A 20,206-nucleotide genomic window follows, 5' to 3' on the forward strand; every position below is an offset into this window, starting at 1 on the left:
CACGATTATTTTCCTCCCTAGCCAATAGTGACATTTTTACGTTTTGCTATTTCTGCGGCCACATCAACGATCATATCTTCTTGACCACCGACGATGTGCTGTTTGCCGAGCTCAATTAAAATATCACGGGAGTCAATATTAAACCTTTCAGCAGCTCTTCTTGCATGCAATAAAAAGCTTGAGTATACTCCGGCATAACCAAGTATTAAGCTATCCCTACTAATGACTTGCGGTTTTTCCAATAGCGGTGCAATTTGCTCCTCCGCAATATCCATCATCTTGTACATATCGATTCCTGTATGAATGCCCAGTCTATCCAAAACAGCTACTAATACCTCTGTTTGTGTATTTCCAGCACCAGCCCCTAAACAGCCTAGACTGCCATCGATTCTTGTCGCTCCTTCTTCAATCGCTACAAGTGTATTAGCCATTGCTAAGGACAGATTGTTATGCCCGTGGAATCCAACTTCTACAGAAAGACTATCCTTTAAAGCACGAACTTTTTCCGATACTTGGTGTGGCAATAATGCCCCTGCAGAGTCTACTACATATACTATATCAGCGCCATAGCTCTCCATTAATCTAGCTTGCTCAACTAACTTAGCTGTAGGAGCCATATGTGACATCATCAAGAATCCGACTGTCTCCATACCAAGGTCTTTCGCGAGCTCAATATAAGCAGGGGCAACATCCGCCTCAGTGACATGTGTAGCTACCCTGGCCATCTTTGCTCCCAACTTAGCAGCTTGTCTTAAATCGGTCTCTAAACCAATTCCCGGTAAATGCAATACAGCAATCTTTGCATTTTTCGCAGTAGCAGCAGCTGCTTCAATTAATTCAAATTCATTTGTCAATGAAAGACCATATTGGAGCGTAGAACCTCCCAATCCATCGCCATGTGATACCTCAATATATGGTACATTCGCTTCATCAAGTACTTTCACAATATTGGTTACTTGTTCTACCGTATATTGGTGTCTAATCGCATGACTGCCGTCACGTAATGCTACCTCTGTAATAACTATATTTTTATTTTTATTTGATTTCATCTTCATTTCCTCCTTTCTTATGCAGTCACATTCGCTAACATTTTAACTGCCCATTGTTCAGCAACTTGAACTGATGCAGCCGTGATGATATCCAAGTTTCCTGCGTACTTAGGCAAATAATCACCGGCACCTTCTACCTCAATAAGGACCGTCACTTTATTTCCTTCAAAAAGGGGATCCTGTCTAACCCTATAACCTGGAACGTATTGTTGCACCTTTTTCTCCATATCGCGAATAGCTTTCGTAATGCCAACTTCGTCAACGGTTTCTCCTTCGACAAGCGCATGGATTGTATCTCGCATTATTATTGGCGGTTCAGCTGGATTGATAATCATGATTGTCTTTCCACGCTTTGCACCTCCGATAATTTCAAGCGCACTATTCGTTGTTTCGATAAACTCATTAATATTTGCCCTTGTTGCAGGACCGGCACTTCTACTAGAAACTGTAGCTATAACCTCAGCGTATTCAACCGGTTGAACTTGATTAATCGCATGGACAATCGGAGTCGTGGCTTGGCCACCACAAGTAATCATATTGACATTATCATCATCTAAATGTTCGCCAATATTAACAGTTGGCACAACAAATGGACCTACTGCAGCAGGGGTTAAGTCAAGAACCCGTTTTCCTGCCTCTTTTAATAATTTGGCATGACGGAGATGCGGCTTTGCTCCAGTAGCATCAAAGACGATATCTGCCAACTCTGGTTGTTCTAGAAAACCATCAATACCATTATCAAATGTCACATAACCGAATTCTTTAGCACGCTTTAATCCATCAGATTGTGGGTCAACACCAATAACTGTTGTCAATTTTAGATTTGCAGATCTTCTAAGTTTGATCATTAAATCCGAACCAATATTACCTGAACCTAAAATAGCGACTTTCACTTTACTCATCAATAGACAACCTCCTTTATTACTTTTGTTTTTCAAAATTAACAGTGACTTGGCCTAAATGTGCAAACCGCGCCGTAAATGTATCACCAGGCTCTGCCACGACCATTGCTGAAAGTGCTCCCGACAATATTACTTCTCCCGCACGAAGTGGAATATCAAACTGTGATAATTTATTTGCAAGCCATGCCACACATGTTGCCGGGTTTCCTAGTGCTGCAGCCCCTACACCAGTGTTTGCTAGCTGGCCGTTCTTTGTTAAAACCATACCGATTTGTTCTAAATTAACATCTTCTACTTTTGTTGGTTTCCCGCCCAACACATAAAGACCACTAGAAGCATTATCAGCAATCGTATCTGGTAATTTTATCTTCCAATCTTTAATTCTACTTCCGACGATTTCCAACGCAGGAACAACATATCTTGTTGCTTTTAATACATCAAGAGTTGTAACATTTGGACCTATTAAATCTTCTTTTAAAATAAAGGCAATTTCACCTTCTACCCGTGGTTGCAGAATTTGACTCATTGAAATCATTCCGCCGTTTTCTACAACCATCGAATCTAACAAATGTCCGTAATCCGGTTCATCTACACCAAGCAGTTTTTGCATAGCAAGAGATGTTAAACCAATTTTTTTACCTACTATTTTCTGTCCATCAGCTAGCTTTCTTTGAATATTCTCAAGTTGAATATGATAGGCTTCAACCGGTGTAAGATTTGGACTGACTGATGTCAACGGATCAATCCCGACACCGGTCAATTCCGCCTCTCTTAGTTGATCGGCATATTGAATTGTTTGAGTAGTCACGTGCTCCACTCCATTCTCTTTTGTTAGTATTTTAACGTTACATTTGAAAACTCAGAATAGAAATCGATACTATGCATTCCACCCGTTCTACCAACACCACTATGTTTCATTCCACCAAATGGTGTGCGTAAATCACGAAGGAACCAAGTATTCACCCAGATTACTCCAGCTTCAAGATTCTTCGTTACGCGAACGGCGCGTTTTAAATTGCTGGTCCAAACTGTCGCAGCAAGCCCATAATGTGTATCATTTGCTTTTTCAATTACTTCATCTTCTGTATCAAATGGCATTACTGTAACAACTGGCCCAAAGATTTCTTCACGTACGCAACGTGCATCATCATGTAAACCAGTAATAATCGTTGGTTCTAAGAAATATCCTTTTCCCAACCCTTCAGGTCGTTTTCCACCGATTAGAATATTTCCACCCTCTTCCTTTGCACTTTCTACATAGCTTAATACTCTTTCATAGTGCTCCTTACTAACTAGTGCACCAGTTGTAGTTTCCGCTTCTAACGGATTTCCTACCTTCAATTCTTTTGTTTTTGCAACAAATCTTTCGATGAATTCGTTATAAATTGGTCGCTCTACATATATTCTTGATCCACAAAGACAAACTTCACCTTGGTTGACAAAGCTTGAGCGGATTGTTGTTTCGATACAATCATCCAAATCAGCATCAGCGAAAATGATATTCGGATTTTTTCCTCCTAATTCAAATGAAAGCTTTTTCAAACTTTTTGCTGCTGATCTCATAATCGCAGAGCCTGTTCCTGGTTCACCGATAAAGGAAATGGCATCAATGTCAGGATGCTCTGAGATGGCTCCACCAGCAGAATTTGGTCCAAAACCATGAACAAGGTTCGCAACACCATCAGGAAGTCCTGCTTCTTTCATAATTTCCATTAATACTGTTGCCGTCATTGGCGTCCATTCAGCAGGCTTAATGACACATGTATTTCCCATTGCTAAACAAGGTGCTAATTTCCATGTTAATAATAGTAAAGGAAGGTTCCATGGTTTGATAATACCTACTACCCCAACAGGGCGGCGTAATGTATAGTGCAATGCAACATCGTCTTGTTCATTTGCATCTGTGTTAACACCAACAATATAGTCCGCATAAAAATGAAAGTTGTATGCTGCACGCGGAATATCAATTTTATTGGCTAAAGAAAATGGTTTACCCGTATCCATTGATTCTAAATAGGCAAGTTCCTCTTGTCTTTCTAAAATTAAATCACCAATGCGGCGTAAAATTTTGGAACGCTCTTGAACTGTGTACTTTTTCCATGGTCCATTTAATGCTTTCCGGGCAGCAGCAACTGCTACATCTACCTCCTCTTTACCTCCCTCATGTACGATTCCCAATACCTCTTCCGTTGCAGGATTAATATTTTCAAATGTTTTCTTGTTAAAAGAGGATACATATTCTCCGTTAATAAAATGTAAGCAATTAATTGGTTTTACAGGTGCACTCACTTTAATTTCTTCAATCATTTTTCTAATTCCTCCCTAGATTTTTTAACTATTTTACGACAATTCACACAATTATGATAACTCCGTAATGTTGCACATACAACCTCGTTGTTGCTTTATATGAAACAATAATAATTTTTTAGAAATTTTTTTCAAAATATTCATTTGTTGGAAATCATTCCTTTTCAAATACGTTTTTTTTTGATATTGTTTTCCATAGAGATACGTCGTTTTTCTATATGAAACTATGAAAGGATGTAACACGTTGGATACAATTGATAAGGATGTAAAGGACAATAAGGACAATCTGCTATCTTCTGTTAAAAATGCCCTACTAATCTTAAAAAGTTTTTCGATGGATGAACCTGAAAAGAAAATTAGCGACCTTGCAGCGTCGCTGGGTCTGAATAAAAGTACAGTTAGCCGGACAATGGCAACTTTAGCAAGTGAGGGATTTGTTTACAAAGACCCCGAAACAAAAAAGTATCGGTTAGGTATGACAATTATCACGCTCGGCGGCATCATCAATAACAACATGGACGTTTACCGTGAATCACAACCAATTTTAAGTAAGCTCGTCCATGAAATTGATGAAACGGCACATATATCAGTTTTGGATCATACAGATGTTATTTATATCCAAAAGATGGAATGTAATCATTATGTAAGAGCTTTAACACATGTCGGTAAAAGGAATCCATCCTATTGCACGAGTTCTGGCAAAGTGCTGTTAGCCCATGCAGATGAAAGCCTTGTAGAGGCAGTAATCAATTCAGGGCTTAATAAGTTTACAAATACTACGATTACTGATCCAGATAAGTTAAGAGAACAACTAAAGAAGATAAGAGAAGATGGATTTGCATATAGTCTAGCTGAATTCAACGAAGGTGTGCACTCGGTAGCTGCACCAATTTATGATTATACAGGCAAAGTGATTGCCGCTTTAACAGTAGTAGGACCAATGCAGCGCATTCAACAAAGTAAAATACGACCGCTTGCTAAAAAGGTAATGGAGGCAAGTATGGAAATATCCGATAGAATGGGGTACCGGCGATAAAAGTGATTTTTAGGGCTGTCACTTAGACAGCCCTAATTCTTTTATACTAATTGTTCTATCATCTGAAGCGCTGCTAGACAGCATTGCTCGTCTTCTTCTGAACTACCACCGCTTATGCCGATTCCACCAATGATTTTCCCTTCTACTTTAATAGGGAAACCACCGCCGAAAATTACTAGATTTGGAGTATGAACAATTCCATTTAAGAGGGCTGGTTCATCCTTAATCATTGGATACCAATCACCAGTCGGTTTTCCAAAAGCAATTGCCGAATACGCTTTGTTTTGCGAAATTCCCATACTAAGCAATGGGGCATGGTCCATTCGTGAAAAACAGACTAAGTTCCCACCCTCGTCTACAACAGTAATATTAACCGCTATACCCAATTCCTTTGCTTTATTTTCTGCAGCCACAATCATTTTCTTCGCTAGTTCATTAGGAATAGAATATTTTTCAATCAATTTCATAAAAAAACTCCTCCTCTCCGTGTTTCATTTAGAACGTCTTTTTTTAACAGATTCACCTGCAATTCCCCAATGCTCCGGCGGCATTTCGTTAATAAGTACACGAACGGATTCAATCGGTGCATCCAATGTCTTACTGACTGTTTTTGTCACTTCCTTAATTAATTCTTCTTTCATTTCAGCTGAGCGTCCTTCAATAATATTAATCTGAATAAGAGGCATTTTTTACACTCCTTATATTTTTTTGTAATTTGCTTATTCTAATAGTAAAACCTTTTTTTTCGTGTAACAACATAATCGTTGCTCTATATGAAATAAATGAATGAATATTTTTTATTTTTTTACTTTTCAAACACATACAGAAATGATGGAGAAATAGACATTCAAAATTTTTTTAAACATAAAAATATGAAAATTTGTATATATTTTTTCGAATTTTTGCTAAAATCATTTGTATCACATATAGAATCATTGTTGTTTTATAGGCAACAACTAATACTAGGTACTAAGGGGGAGATGTCGTTGGTAGAAAGAAGGATTCAAAAAGTACTGGTGGCCAACAGAGGTGAAATTGCAATCCGGGTGTTTCGGGCTTGCACCGAACTTGGCATTCGTACTGTAGCCATTTATTCTAAAGAAGACACTGGTTCCTACCACCGTTATAAAGCAGATGAAGCTTATTTGGTTGGCGAGGATAAAGGTGCGATTGATGCTTATTTAGATATCGAAGGGATTATCGAAATTGCAAAAGCAAATCATGTTGACGCCATTCATCCTGGTTATGGATTTCTATCCGAAAACGCCCATTTTGCGAAGCGTTGTGGTGATGAAGGCATTATTTTTATCGGACCTTCTGAGCAACATTTGGAAATGTTTGGCGATAAGGTAAAAGCAAGACATCAAGCTATATTAGCGAGTATTCCTGTAATTCCTGGTTCTGATGGACCTGCGAAAGATATCGAGGAAGTAAAGTCATTTGCTGCAAAACATGGCTTCCCTTTTATTATTAAAGCTGCACTTGGTGGCGGAGGTCGTGGAATGCGCATTGTTCGCCATGAAGATGAACTCGTTGAAAGTTATAATCGTGCGAAGTCAGAAGCAAAATCTTCATTTGGAAATGACGAAGTCTATGTAGAAAAATATATTGAAAACCCGAAGCATATTGAGGTGCAAATTCTGGGTGACAAGCATGGAAATATTGTTCACTTATATGAACGTGATTGTTCCGTACAACGCCGTCATCAAAAGGTCGTCGAGGTTGCACCAAGCATATCTCTTTCTTACACTTTACGTGAGAAGATTTGTGAAGCTGCTGTTCGATTAATGGAAAATATTAACTACATCAATGCTGGTACGGTAGAATTCCTTGTTACGAAAGACGGAGAATTTTACTTTATTGAAGTTAACCCGCGGGTTCAGGTTGAACATACCATTACCGAGATGATTACCGGGGTTGATATCGTTCAGTCACAAATTTATATTGCCGAGGGACATCCTTTGAATAGTAAAGAAATTGGCATCCCAAATCAAACTTTTGTGAAAACACATGGGTATGCCATTCAATGTCGTGTGACAACAGAGGACCCGGAAAATAATTTCATGCCAGATACCGGCAAAATCACAGCTTACCGTTCTGGCGGCGGTTTTGGCGTCCGTCTCGATGCAGGCAACTCTTTTGCGGGAGCTGTAATCACACCATTTTATGACAGCTTGCTTGTGAAAATTTCAACACACGCACTCTCATTCGAGAAAGCCGCTGCTAAAATGCAACGCAATTTAAAAGAGTTTAGAATTCGCGGCATCAAAACGAATATCCCGTTTTTGGAAAATGTTATTACACACGAAAAATTTTTAACGGGCCATTATAATACAAACTTCATTGATCAAACACCGGAGCTTTTTATCTTCCCAGAGCGTAAAGACCGTGGTACCAAGATGTTAAGCTTTATTGGAAATACGATTGTAAATGGTTATCCGGGAATTGGCAAAGAAAAGAAACCACTGATGAAAAAGCCAAGAATGCCAAAGGTAAAACTATCAGATGCATTCCCAATAGGAACAAAACAGATTCTTGACCAAGAAGGTCCAGAAGGTGTTGTAAAGTGGATTAAAAACCAAAAAGAAGTATTATTAACAGATACAACCTTTAGGGATGCCCATCAATCGCTGCTCGCAACTCGTATTCGTACAAATGATTTAACACAAATCGCTGAGCCTACTGCAAAATTGTTACCGAACCTTTTCTCAGTTGAAATGTGGGGCGGTGCAACCTTCGACGTTGCCTATCGTTTCTTAAAAGAAGACCCATGGGTAAGACTGCAAGAGCTAAGAGAAAAAATGCCGAACTTATTATTCCAAATGCTCTTACGTGCCTCTAATGCAGTTGGTTATAAAAATTACCCAGATAACGTTATTAAAGAATTTGTGCAAAAGTCAGCAGAAAACGGTATTGATGTATTCCGAATTTTTGACAGCTTAAACTGGGTTAAAGGTATGACATTGGCAATCGACGCTGTAAGGGATTCCGGGAAGATTGCTGAGGCAGCGATTTGCTATACAGGTGATATTGAGGATAGTACACGCACGAAATATAACCTTGACTATTATAAAAAGATGGCTAAAGAATTAGAAAATGCCGGTGCCCATGTACTAGGTATTAAAGATATGGCTGGACTATTAAAGCCACAAGCTGCCTATACACTTATCTCAACACTTAAAGAAACGGTTGATTTGCCAATCCATCTTCATACACATGATACGAGCGGCAATGGAATCTACACGTATGTTAAAGCAATTGAAGCGGGTGTCGATATTGTTGATGTCGCTATAAGTTCAATGGCAGGTTTAACATCACAGCCAAGTAGCAATACATTGTTCTATGCACTGCAAAGTCAAAGCAGACAACCGAATGTGGATATTCAAGCACTTGAAAAATTGGCCCATTATTGGGAAGATGTTCGCCATTACTATAAAGCATTCGAATCCGGGATGATCGCGCCCCATACCGAAGTTTACAATCACGAAATGCCTGGCGGACAGTACAGCAACTTGCAACAACAAGCAAAAGCTGTTGGCCTTGAAGGCCAGTGGGATGATGTTAAGCAAATGTATCGCAATGTCAATGACATGTTTGGCGATGTAGTAAAGGTTACTCCTTCATCTAAGGTAGTCGGTGATATGGCCTTATACATGGTCCAAAATAAATTAACAGAGCAAGATGTGATTAAACGGGGTGATGCCCTTGATTTTCCTGATTCAGTTGTTGAATTCCTCCAAGGATACCTAGGTCAGCCATATCAAGGCTTCCCTAAAGATATCCAAAAAGCCATTTTAAAAGGCCGTAAGCCAATTACAGTTCGCCCTGGGGAACTGTTGGAAAATGTGGACTTTGCTGCGTTGGAAAAGGAGCTAGAGGAAACGATTGAACGTGAATCTTCGGATTTGGAAGTCATCAGCTATGCATTATATCCAAAAGTATTCGAGGAGTATCATCAGTTTTATGAGCAATACGGTGATGTGTCCGTTCTTGATACACTTACATTCTTCTACGGAATGCGCCTAGGAGAGGAAATTGAAGTTAAAATCGAACAGGGAAAAACACTAATCGTGAAGCTTGTATCTGTCGGTCAGACCCAGCGCGATGGTTCGAAGGTAGTTTATTTTGAGTTAAATGGTCAGCCACGTGAAGTAATTGTAAAAGACGAAAGTATGAAATCAGCAGTGGCTGTTAAGCGGAAAGCAGAAAAGAAAAACCCGAACCATATAGGTGCTTCCATGCCTGGTACGGTAGTGAAGGTATTAGTTGAAAAAGGCGAAAAAGTGAAAAAGGGCGACCACTTAATGATCACGGAGGCTATGAAAATGGAAACAACTGTTCAAGCTCCGTTCGATGGAATTGTTGTCGATATTCATGTAAAAAGTGGGGAAGCCGTACAAGCGGATGATTTGTTGCTTGAATTAGAATAAATTCAAAAAAGGCTGATAGCTTTATTATAAAAGCTATCAGCCTCTTTCTTATCTAAATATTTTATTCTTTTCACGGCATGGTTCAATAACCATGTCTGTTGTTGGTTTACTTTGACAGGCCAAACGGTACCCTGCTACGTGATCTTCATCAGGTAGAACAGATTTGGAAGAGATTCCATCAATTGTATCTCCTGATACAACTTTTACTTTACACATTCCACAGCCGCCGCCCTTACAACCGACAAAAATACCACCCGCTTGGCGTTGTGAAGCATTTAAGATTGTCTCATGTTCTTTTACGATGATTTCCTTTTCCCGTACAACCACTTTAAATGTGTTCATTCCCTTACCTCCATATCTATTCCATTCCTTTAGATGTTGAAGGAAGCTCCCCCTATAATTTGGTAACGCTTTCGAGCATCCCCAAATCGAGAAACTTCCTTATTATATAAATATTATTTTTTAAGAGAAAACAGTTGTAAATCTCTCATTTAGCTCTCTTTCAAAGTAGAAAATCGCCTTACCGATCGTATCTTCTGTCCAAGTAATAGTTGGTGAGTCAGGATAAGTAATATAGCCGCCACAGAATACTTCATTACGGTTACCTGATGGGTCAAAGAAATAAATTGTTGTACCTCTTGTTATGCCATGGCGTGTTGGTCCTGCATCAATCATAACGTCATTTTTAGCCATAATATCAGCCGCATTTCTTAGCTCCACCCATTCATCCAACCAGAATGCAAAGTGGTGAAGTGCTCCATTAGGACCTTTGATAAGAGCGATATCATGCGCTGTATTTGTTTTGAACAACCATTTAGCAATCACTTGGTCGTTATTTGGGCCGGCAACTAATTGTTCACTCACACGGAAGTCAAAGATTTCTAGGAATATTTTTTCAGCACCCTCAATATCGTCCCCGGCAACTAATAGATGGTCAAGTCGTGTTGGATGCATTCCCTTTAATCCATCTGGCCATGGATCTGGGTTCACTAGCGGTAAGCCATTGCCCACTACTTCAATTTCGCTATAAAGCTCCATCGTTTGTCCAGTAGGTAAAACAAATTGCACCGCTTCCCCTTCAGCAAGGCGAGCACCAGCTGCAATACGCTTTGTAGTTATACCAAAGTTATTTAACTTTTCTTCATATAAATCTAGATCAGAAGCATATTCGCATTTAAACGCCAAATGGATTAAGCCAGCTGAATCAGTTTTTTTCAAAATAACACTATGATGATCGTGCTCATCCCATGCTTTTAAGTAGACTCTATCTTCTTCGCGGGCTGTTTCAAGTAAACCGATTACATTTTTGTAGTACTCAATAGACTTTTCCCAGTTTGGACAACCAATCTCAACTCTTCCTAAGCGCATGATAGCCATTACAACATTCCTCCTAAAATTAATGTTTTATTAATTAATAGATTAAAATATTTCAATTCTAATTCCTACATACTGAATATTCTAATTTTTATTTATTTTCAGACAGTAACATACAGTATAAATCATCCTATAAATCAAATTGGATTTCACCAAGGATAATTAACGTTTGAATGGCCAGAAAAAGGGAATAGCTAGTTGATGGTTGACGAATATCGACTGATAGAATATCCTTTATTTTTTCTATCCTATATCGTAATCCACTGATCGATAATGCTGAACTACAGGCAGTTTGCTCTAAATTCCCACCATTCAAGATATAGTGGTAAAGGGTCTTCGTTAAATCCATCCCTTTACGATGATCGTAGTCAAGGATGTCTGACAGCACTTGTTTCGAATATTTCCTTATCGCTTCTTTATCGCCAGTCTGCATTAAAAGCCCGATTATTCCAAGCTCTTCATACAATGTTAGCGGTTTTGACTTTGTACTAAGTTTTACCGCCGTAAGTGCCTCATCAAATTGGTTTTTTGCGGCTTCAATTTTTTGTTGACAGGTGCTGATTCCACCACAAAAAGTTGATTTAGTATATACATTTGAGCAAAAAAACAAAATCTCTCCAACTAGTTCTTGAATTTGCCTATTTCTTTGCAGCAAAACATCATTTGGTATATAGAGCACAATGTGATCACATTTATTGGTTAATAGAATAGGGATTGACTCCTTATTAAAAAACTCTGTTAGTTTCGTTATAATCTCATCTTTCCATTCTATTTCCGTTTTCATATTCTGACCTTCATTACAGATGTTAAGAACAACAATATGAAAGGGTTTTGAAAAATCCGCATGAACATATTGGCCCATTTTCATGATTTCTTGCCTGCTTAATCTCCCCGCTATTATTTCTTCCAATATATTACCGCGCATCCGTTGTTCTGCTTCAATAGTGGTCCTTTCGTTTAAAAGGTACATCGCACAAACGACGGAAGACCTGTCAATCATCATCTTTTCAAGAATAGTAAATTCATTAACCGGACGAATGATGGAACAATAACCTGTTATTTGATTATTTAATAAGATAGGAATGAGTAAACGAAAATGGTTTTGGGAAACCGGCACTTTAGCTGGTTTAAAATTATGAAAAAAATTGAGTTTAATCTCGTTAAACTGGTGTTTCTTTGTCTTAACAAAACATTTCATTTGCTGATTATATTCATTTTTCTCATCTTCAATTAACCCTGCAGCAGCTATAACATTAAATTGCTGATCCTCAATAAGAATGGGTGCCTCTAATGTTTCATGAAGTACCGTAGCGATGGATTGTAATCCATGGCCCTGGACTAATTCTCTCGTCAAGCGCTTATGAATAATATAGGTTTTATTTAAATTATCCCTTTCCTCTTTAATTTGTTCATAAGCTAACTCTAATTCTTTAATCATACTAGTTTCGTTGAAATTAAATAATTCTATAGTCTGTGAATCTTTAAACTCACTAAGTGGTTTAGCAACCCAATGGCAGTAATCATCACCTTTTCCTTCACACTTTATTTCTTTGACAATGACCATAAATCCCAGTATTGTTGATATATAGCCACTGGCATAGCCTACCATTTTATAACAAGTAGGTTCATCGCTTATACCAAAATACTTCTTATGCTCTTCTGCTTCATGGGAATATTTCCAAAGCCCTTCCATATAAAATCCATTATTCTTTAAATCAATTTCTAAAGTATTGGTTTGAACATGAAGATGGCCTTGTTGCATATGCAATTTTGGTCCTGCCAAAATCATTTCCTTTTTTGAGGTATAGCTATTATTTTGTAAAATTACTGTAGCGTCATGCACACCGAGACTCCAACCATGCAAAACTAAGAATTGATTAGAACGCTTCTTTCCAACCATATCTATTAAATTTTTCCGCAGCAAACCCATCGCGGCTGTTGAAGTCATGAAAACCCTTTGATTGTTGAGGAACATCTTCCCATCTAGCGGAAACGGAAAAACAGTATCTTTTCCAATAAAAGAATCAATTTGCAAAATAATATCACCCCAAAATAAATAGATTTACATTTTACGTAATCTTCGTTCATGATAACGCTTTCTTTAATGGTCGAAATATTATACATTAGTGTGAATTGTCAGTATATTAAATATAACAAATTTTGTCATATGTACAATGATATCGTTGCTCTATAGTGAACAAAACCTTTTAAATTTTATAAATAAAATCAAAAAATTTCAGCAGGATTTGTACACCTGCTGAAATTTGATTAAAATTCATCTAAATAGATATGATTTCCACGTAATCCTTTATCATGTAGCACATCTGTTACTGTTTCACACATTATCGGTGGGCCACATAGATAAGCATCCATCCCTTGACATGACTCCATGTTGCTTTTAATCACATCTGCGATAAAGCCCTTTTCACCAGACCAACTTGATCTGTCTGATAGATTTGATAAGGCGGGGATAAAGTGGAAGTTCGGATATTTTTCTTCTAATTCAAGCCATTCCCCTACAAGGTATAAATCTTGTTCCGTTCTAGCCCCATAGAAAAACCATGCTTCGTGCTCGAAGGATTCAGAAAATACCTCTTCTATCAAAGCTTTAATTGGGGCCATTCCTGAACCGCCGGCCACAAAAATCAAATCTCTATCACGATCCCGCAACTGCATTTTTCCATATGGACCTGATCCTGTTACTGTTTCCCCAACATCTAAATCACACATATAGTTTGAGCCGAGACCATTTGGTATTCTTTTAACGTGAAATTGCAGATGATTTCCTTCTTCAAATCTTGTAGCTGCTGAATATGCCCGCGTTTCCTCTTCCTGAACTTGAAACTCAAAATATTGGCCGGCAGCATATGATATCGTATTTGAACTCTCTAAATGGAGCTCGATGACATGAATATCCGGGGTCACCTGTTCATTTTTTATAACAGTTGCTTCGAAATCAATAACCGGAAAAAATGTAACTCCTTCTTCCTCTTCTTCCTCAATTTCGATTACAAGGTCACTTTCCGCAAGCGTACTACAAAGAAGAACCATCCCTTCATCTCTTTCGAAGGAGAGAAGAGAGTACTCGGATACTCTCCCCATAATTTCATAATTTCCTTCAAGTACTCTAGCTTTACATGCACTACAGCTGCCATGTCGGCAGCCATATGGGGTTTGAATCCCATTACGGATAAGGGCGTCCAATATGGTTTGGCCTTCATTTACTTCAATTTGCTTGCCGATAGGTTCAAGAGTGACCTCGTATGTTTCAACTGTTGTTTTATTCATTGCCATGAGCCCCCTTTTTAACAATTTGAATTGGTGCACCATTTGAAATTCCCATTTCAGTCAATGTCTTTTTCTCATCAATCTCAACTTCTGTTCCACCAAGATGCGTCACTAGTTTATACTGACTCTCTTGTTCATTTAAATTCCATAGGTTTAAACCAGCTTGTTTCAAATCTAATCCAGTCATATCATACTTCGCTCGCATCGCGATGTATGTCAATAGCTCATCACCGCCAGTTAATGATGCAGGTACAATGTGCACCAACAAATGATTTGGATTATGCAAATAACTAATAGACATTCAGATTCACCTCCAAGATAACTTTTATTCTATTTCTATCAATTAAATCTCTTATCAAAATTTAGTGCCTGACGATATTGGATCCAGCGCAATCTGTCACGAGAAGAGTAATGCTCCCCAGCTTCCTCCGGACTGAATCCTAAATAATTAAACAAATCTCCCGGAAGATTTTCACCATATTCCCCACCGACAAACGCTTCTGCAGGCCACCAGATTTGAACATATTTATGCGGTTCCGATTCAAAAATATGCTTACACCCCGGTGAACATGTCATATGAATATCGCCGCCGTATTCACTATACTGTGTCCATTGCTGTGTCGGTTTATCTGGATTTGGAAACTCTAATGGAATTTGACAAACTTTACAGATTGCCGGAATTCCCGGGCTAGTCACGGCAAGTGCATGATCACCTTGACGGCGGAAATAAGACGCATAATATTGATCGAACGTATCCGGATATTCATTTGCCAGCCATTCGTAATCATCCGGCTGCAACTTAAATGTTCTAAATACATTGGCATGTTTATAGTGATCTAAAATTCTCATCACTGCATGAGAATAATGCTTCTTCTCTTTCACGCTATCTTCATAATGTTTCGGTGGACGGATGCCATACTTCTTTAAATCTTTAAACAAGCCATTGAATATTTGGTCTTCTATATAGATTTCAAAAGCTTTTTGCCAAGAAATTGGGCGGATGCGCGGATAGTAATCAACTAACACAGAAACAGCTGAGAAGATGCGATAGCCCCTCCAATACCATTTATCAATCCATTTTTGAACGACCGGAACATTTCTCTCATCTTCTTCCAGCAGCATTTTCAAAGCAGACATACCAAGCGCCATATGTCTTGATTCATCTGACTGAACTGTTTTACCAGTTGCTGCGAAATGATCATCACCAACAGCTGCAGCTGATGATGCAAACGGCAGGAAGAGAATATTTGTGAAACAGTATTCAAATGCAAAAGATATGGCAATTAAAGCTTCGAATGGGCCAGCACTTAGAGCATCCTCAAAGAACGACTTTACAACGGTGTTAAACCAATGGTTTTGATTTACTTTTGCATACGAATGCAAACCATCATAATATTTACTCATATGGGCATAATGCTTAATTTCAATTTGCGCATGGCGCAATTCATCAATTGCTTGCGCAAAGGTTGCAAAGCGAATCGCTTCAATCGGGATATTCCTTCCAATGTAAGCCATTAAGCGGTGGGCTTGGTACTCCCCTGGTTGAACAGCTACCGCAAATGCTTTTACCCCCTCATACCACCTTGAATCTACTACTTTTGCATGACCATGATTGGCTTCAAAAGCATTGACAACCGAGTTGTAGATAGAGTCTTTTTCTGATTGCACTTTTACATATTGATTGTAGGTCATCCGGAATGGATCTTCCCATTTTTTAGGGTCTTTTAAATAAATGCCTTCTTTTTCAATCAATGGATAAACTGTTTTTAAATCGAAATCTTTCGGTTCCCACATTAAATCTCTTGTTAAATATTTATATTGATCCTTTGAGCTAAGCTTTCCTTTATTTTGATCCTTCGTAATCACAGTCAACAAACTCACTCCTTTTTAGTCAACGTTATTCCAGCGAATAATTAGTTGTTCATCATCCATCTCTTCCATAAATCCAAAATAGGATGCCATATAAATATGAAGCTCATCCATAGACCAATCTCTACCAAGATGCTCTTCGACAAGACAGCGCTTAATAATCAATTCATTTGGGGCTTTAAGCTTGATAAAAGTGGAGAAGTTATCTACCACTACACCCGCATTCTCTTCTTTAGCGGCCTCAATAATTGCCGAAATAACATCACCGCCGCTGCTATCTAAATCAATCCCAACATATCGAACTGTATTTACAGCCATATTCATTCTCCTCTCATTATCTTGAAACAGTTGAACAGAATGGAATTCCGCACTTTTTGTATAGTGGCAAGATATCTTCTGCTTCAATCTGTTTCAATGTTTGCTCTACGTTTATGCCAACATTATGTTTCTCGAATAAAAGGCCTAATGCTAAAACAGCATCATACGCCTTTGGATACCATTTATTAACCCATTCTTGGATAACATCTGCGTTATTTTCATCAACATCAGCAGTTGAACGAGGGTCTGTTATTGTTCTACCCCAACGATAATCTCCTGGCCAACTTTCATAACCCAACGTATTTAAGTAATCCCAACGTCCATTTGGATTATCTTTTGCAAAAAGCTTAAAGAGGGTAAAGGCCCAGTCTGCCTGCCATTTCATTTGTTTATTAATCGTCAAATTAAGTAGTGATAGATGGTAGTCTCCATGTTTCGTAGCTTCTTTTGTTAAATGCTTATACATTAAATTGCCTAATAATAGATCTAATGTAAGATTTTCTGCTAAAATAACTTCCGCCCAATCATTTGTTACAAGCAATTGTTCCGCATAAGAACGAAGTGGCTGATAAGCAGGTTCATTTAATAGAATCTCTTTACTATTTTCAAGGAAATTACCATGGTGTTCTTGCATGTTCATCGCCCATTGGGTAATCCATTGCGCTCTTCCAGTTTTGTCGTACGCTTGGAAGGTTGCACATTGCTCAATCGGTGTCCCTAATGCATATCTAATAACATGCTGCATTTGTACATTTTCCCCATACTCGATATGGCGGAGTGGTGTATAAATATCCCTTAGGGCGTCCACCCATACTGTCGGAAGAGTTTCAATAATCCCAAGCTCTTTAGCATTGTTAAAGCCATTCTCCACTTCAATAGCAAGATTCTTCCGATCACGGGTGTATGTCGTATACCAAAGTCGCTTAGGATCTCTAAAAGCTTCCCAATCAGAAGATTTAATTCTCGTATAACGCGGATCATAAAGTTCATAATCCCTTTCATCAAAATTATGACGATAATGAAAATGAGCATATGTTTGCATTCTTAATGTTACTTCTTCGTATTCATTTTTCGTATCCCATGTAAACGGCTTTTCTCGAATGGGTTTAATTTGTGATGATTGGTTTGTACTCATTTAGCTATTTCCTCCCAAACATTCTAATTTATTTAAACTAACTCTTTGTTGTACTTGATAAACCCATTTTATTGTAAGTGCTTACATTTTTATACAACAACAATTGTTTCATTTTTCTAAATATTTAGCATTAAAATGTTTGTTAAATCTAATTAACTGTATAATTGCTACTATTATTCTAGTTTTATGAAGGAAATGTATAAAAAAAGGTAAATAATATATATAAGCTATAAAAATATAAAAAGGTAAAAAAGGAGATTTAAGATGAAAAAAATTTATCAACCACAAGATTTAGTGGAGGTAGCAACTAACGGCACTGTTCCTCCTAATTGTGATTTAACATTACAATTACAACCAACCTTTTCCGATGACGGTGTGGCACGTGGAGTTTGGCAAGCCGATGAAAAATTTATGAATGGAATCGGGGTAGTAATGGGCGGTTACCTTTCTGCAGCAGCAGATACGATGATGGCTTATGCTATCGCTTCAAAATTAAATAATAATCAGTCATTCACATCGATTGATTTACACACTACTTTTCATAGACCCGCTATGGTTGGGGAAATAAATGTAGAAGCAAGAGTGGAAAGATTGGGAAGAAGGACTGCTTATGTTGTCGCTGATGTGATTCAAAATGATAAAAAAGTAGCAAGTGCAGTCTCTTCCGTGATGATTATGGAAAAATAAAACAAGTAAATCCGTAAAAAATACGGCGTCCAAAAAGTCTAGATAACAGACTTTTTGGACGCCTCTTTCCATTTAGTTAAGTTTCTTTTTACGATAAACCATACCTTCAGCGGTTGCAATTAATTGATCCTGTTCATTTCTAACTTCCATATGATAGAAACCTAATTTAGGATTTTTAGATACCTCTTTGGCAACTGCAATTAATTTGTCGTCAGAAAAACCAGCTGCTATAAAATTCATATTAACATTTATTCCAACCGCTGTTTGATCATATGTGTTACTTGCAATTGCAAATGCAACATCTGCAAGAGAAAAAATCACACCACCATTAACGGTATTATGAATATTTAGCATATTATCGGTAATATTCATCGATACTTTTGAATAGCCCTCTTTAACCTCGTCAACCGTTATACCAAGAAAGTTAGCAAACGGATCCTTCGTCACTCTATCCATAATCTTTGTGTCCACCTTTAAAGTCCCTCCTTATTTCTTAATTACCCATTTCCCATCTTTCACTTCGGCCAATACCATGCTATCTGCCTTCAAGCCATTATGGTCTTTTTCTGAAAAAGTAAATGTTCCCGTAGCTCCGATAAATCCTTTAATATTTGTCTCAAGATAGTTCCTTATAGCTTGATGGTCAGTTCCAACTGCTTTAAGTGCTTCCACTGCCAACAATACATTGTCATAGCCATAAGATCCGAAATTTGTAGGCTCTCCTTTAAATTTCGCAGTATAAGCGTCATAGAAGTTTTTAATAACTTCGTATTGTGGGTCTGCCGCGTCAATTTGAGTTGGGAACAGTAGTTTTCCTGTAGGAATTACAACACCCTCAGCGGCACCTTCAGCAAGCTCAATAAAAGTATTGTTTGCAATACCGTGGCTTCCAATATACGGAATTTTTATACCTAATTCTTTCATATTTTTTGCGATAATAGCTGGACCTGGATTTGTTCCCCAAACAATTAACGCCTCAGCTCCTGAACCGTTAATTTTTGTTAATTGGGCACTCATATCAGTGTCATTTGTATTGTAAGATTCAGAAGCAGTAATTTCTAAACCATATTTTCCCGCCAAAGCTTTTAATTGCTCCAATCCTGCAGACCCATACGCGTTTGAATCTGTCAGTGTGGCAATTTTCTTAATACCTTGCTCTTGTAGATACATATATACACGTGTTACCGCATGTACATCTGAATGTGGTGTCTTAAAGACCCATGTCGATTCCTCAACTGGCTCAACAATCTGTGCAGCAGCTGCGGCTGAAATCACTGGGATTTGATTTTCGAGGGCCAATCCTTTCATTGCCAAGCTTGGACCAGTTGTTGATGTTCCAATGATAATATCAACCTTTTCGTCATGGATTAAGCGATTCATTTCTTCGATGGCCTTTTCTTGCTTTGATTCATCATCTGCTAGAATAATCTTTAAAGGCACACCATTAATCCCGCCATTTGCATTAATTTGTTCCTCGATAAGTAAAGCTGCATTCCACTCAGGTTCCCCAAGAGGACTTGCAGGTCCAGTTTTTGAATAGATTGCTCCTATTTTGTATAACTTTGGTGCTTTGGATGTTTCTCCATTTTTGTCATTCGCAGACTCAGAAGTATTACCTGTTTTTTGCCCTCCACAAGCTGTTAGGACCATTCCTACTAACAGCAAAATAATCCCAATATTCAACCACTTCTTCATTTAAAACACCTCATCTTTTAAGTTTATTTTAGTCACATTATTATTTGTAAGATTCATAATAAACAGAAAATTAAACACAGTTCTTTCCATTTAGTGAATTCCAAATAACTAGTAAA

Annotated in this window: 19 protein-coding genes; 3 read left to right on the forward strand and 16 right to left on the reverse strand. The window is 38.0% G+C overall.

Annotated elements, in window-relative coordinates:
* Positions 1-17 precede the first annotated feature (17 nt).
* The 4 genes from dmpG to ACNQFZ_RS04655 are packed head-to-tail and all read right to left on the reverse strand — an operon-like array spanning position 18 to position 4,258.
* Positions 18-1,049 carry a 4-hydroxy-2-oxovalerate aldolase gene (dmpG, locus tag ACNQFZ_RS04640; RefSeq protein ID WP_458414185.1) on the reverse strand — a complete coding sequence of 344 codons (1,032 nt, stop codon included), beginning with the start codon at positions 1,047-1,049 and terminating at the stop codon, positions 18-20.
* Positions 1,050-1,066: 17 nt separating this feature from the next.
* Positions 1,067-1,951 (reverse strand): acetaldehyde dehydrogenase (acetylating), encoded by an 885-nt coding sequence (locus ACNQFZ_RS04645; protein WP_458414186.1) that lies wholly within the window; start codon positions 1,949-1,951, stop codon positions 1,067-1,069.
* A gap of 19 nt (positions 1,952-1,970) precedes the next feature.
* Positions 1,971-2,759, reverse strand: coding sequence for a 2-keto-4-pentenoate hydratase (locus tag ACNQFZ_RS04650; RefSeq protein ID WP_458414187.1), 789 nt, complete (start codon positions 2,757-2,759; stop codon positions 1,971-1,973).
* A gap of 23 nt (positions 2,760-2,782) precedes the next feature.
* The gene (locus ACNQFZ_RS04655) at positions 2,783-4,258 is read right to left on the reverse strand and encodes an aldehyde dehydrogenase (RefSeq protein ID WP_458414188.1); all 1,476 of its coding nucleotides are present in this window, start codon (positions 4,256-4,258) and stop codon (positions 2,783-2,785) included.
* 226 nt (positions 4,259-4,484) lie between these two features.
* Here ACNQFZ_RS04655 and ACNQFZ_RS04660 point away from each other — a divergent pair, with 226 nt between their 5' ends.
* Positions 4,485-5,294 (forward strand): IclR family transcriptional regulator, encoded by an 810-nt coding sequence (locus tag ACNQFZ_RS04660; protein WP_458414189.1) that lies wholly within the window; start codon positions 4,485-4,487, stop codon positions 5,292-5,294.
* Between the two features lie 41 nt (positions 5,295-5,335).
* Here the strand turns inward: ACNQFZ_RS04660 and ACNQFZ_RS04665 are convergent, their stop codons facing one another.
* Complete coding sequence (locus ACNQFZ_RS04665) at positions 5,336-5,761, reverse strand: GlcG/HbpS family heme-binding protein (protein WP_458414190.1); 426 nt, start codon at positions 5,759-5,761, stop codon at positions 5,336-5,338.
* A 24-nt stretch (positions 5,762-5,785) separates the two neighbouring features.
* Positions 5,786-5,980 (reverse strand): 4-oxalocrotonate tautomerase, encoded by a 195-nt coding sequence (locus ACNQFZ_RS04670; protein WP_458414191.1) that lies wholly within the window; start codon positions 5,978-5,980, stop codon positions 5,786-5,788.
* Between the two features lie 300 nt (positions 5,981-6,280).
* Here ACNQFZ_RS04670 and pyc point away from each other — a divergent pair, with 300 nt between their 5' ends.
* Complete coding sequence (gene pyc / locus ACNQFZ_RS04675; RefSeq protein WP_458414192.1) at positions 6,281-9,724, forward strand: pyruvate carboxylase; 3,444 nt, start codon at positions 6,281-6,283, stop codon at positions 9,722-9,724.
* A gap of 48 nt (positions 9,725-9,772) precedes the next feature.
* On the opposite strand, the gene ACNQFZ_RS04680 is transcribed toward pyc, so the two are convergent.
* The 8 genes from ACNQFZ_RS04680 to ACNQFZ_RS04715 form a co-directional block, all read right to left on the reverse strand.
* Positions 9,773-10,066 (reverse strand): 2Fe-2S iron-sulfur cluster binding domain-containing protein, encoded by a 294-nt coding sequence (locus ACNQFZ_RS04680; protein WP_458414193.1) that lies wholly within the window; start codon positions 10,064-10,066, stop codon positions 9,773-9,775.
* A 120-nt stretch (positions 10,067-10,186) separates the two neighbouring features.
* Complete coding sequence (locus ACNQFZ_RS04685; RefSeq protein WP_458414194.1) at positions 10,187-11,101, reverse strand: catechol 2,3-dioxygenase; 915 nt, start codon at positions 11,099-11,101, stop codon at positions 10,187-10,189.
* 127 nt (positions 11,102-11,228) lie between these two features.
* Positions 11,229-13,133: a XylR N-terminal domain-containing protein gene (locus ACNQFZ_RS04690; protein ID WP_458414195.1), complete on the reverse strand. Its 1,905-nt coding sequence runs from the start codon at positions 13,131-13,133 to the stop codon at positions 11,229-11,231.
* Positions 13,134-13,366: 233 nt separating this feature from the next.
* A complete protein-coding gene (locus ACNQFZ_RS04695) occupies positions 13,367-14,386 on the reverse strand; it encodes a 2Fe-2S iron-sulfur cluster-binding protein (protein WP_458414196.1) in 1,020 nt (339 codons plus the stop codon).
* Positions 14,379-14,687, reverse strand: coding sequence for a hypothetical protein (locus tag ACNQFZ_RS04700; RefSeq protein ID WP_458414197.1), 309 nt, complete (start codon positions 14,685-14,687; stop codon positions 14,379-14,381). Before ACNQFZ_RS04700 ends, ACNQFZ_RS04695 begins: the two co-directional genes overlap by 8 nt.
* 38 nt (positions 14,688-14,725) lie before the next feature.
* Positions 14,726-16,252, reverse strand: coding sequence for a toluene hydroxylase (locus tag ACNQFZ_RS04705; protein WP_458415309.1), 1,527 nt, complete (start codon positions 16,250-16,252; stop codon positions 14,726-14,728).
* Between the two features lie 21 nt (positions 16,253-16,273).
* Positions 16,274-16,573 carry an MmoB/DmpM family protein gene (locus tag ACNQFZ_RS04710; RefSeq protein WP_458414198.1) on the reverse strand — a complete coding sequence of 100 codons (300 nt, stop codon included), beginning with the start codon at positions 16,571-16,573 and terminating at the stop codon, positions 16,274-16,276.
* Positions 16,574-16,589: 16 nt separating this feature from the next.
* Positions 16,590-17,708, reverse strand: a complete 1,119-nt coding sequence (locus ACNQFZ_RS04715) for a toluene hydroxylase (protein ID WP_458414199.1) — start codon at positions 17,706-17,708, stop codon at positions 16,590-16,592.
* A 264-nt stretch (positions 17,709-17,972) separates the two neighbouring features.
* Between ACNQFZ_RS04715 and ACNQFZ_RS04720 the strand changes: the two genes are divergently transcribed.
* On the forward strand, positions 17,973-18,395 hold the full coding sequence (locus ACNQFZ_RS04720; protein WP_458414200.1) for a PaaI family thioesterase: 423 nt from the start codon (positions 17,973-17,975) through the stop codon (positions 18,393-18,395).
* A 72-nt stretch (positions 18,396-18,467) separates the two neighbouring features.
* Here the strand turns inward: ACNQFZ_RS04720 and ACNQFZ_RS04725 are convergent, their stop codons facing one another.
* Together ACNQFZ_RS04725 and ACNQFZ_RS04730 are read right to left on the reverse strand one after the other, a co-directional pair.
* Positions 18,468-18,866, reverse strand: a complete 399-nt coding sequence (locus ACNQFZ_RS04725; RefSeq protein WP_458414201.1) for a PaaI family thioesterase — start codon at positions 18,864-18,866, stop codon at positions 18,468-18,470.
* Positions 18,867-18,881: 15 nt separating this feature from the next.
* Complete coding sequence (locus ACNQFZ_RS04730) at positions 18,882-20,090, reverse strand: ABC transporter substrate-binding protein (protein WP_458414202.1); 1,209 nt, start codon at positions 20,088-20,090, stop codon at positions 18,882-18,884.
* Positions 20,091-20,206 lie beyond the last annotated feature (116 nt).

Source organism: Schinkia acidoalkalinis (assembly GCF_054301215.1).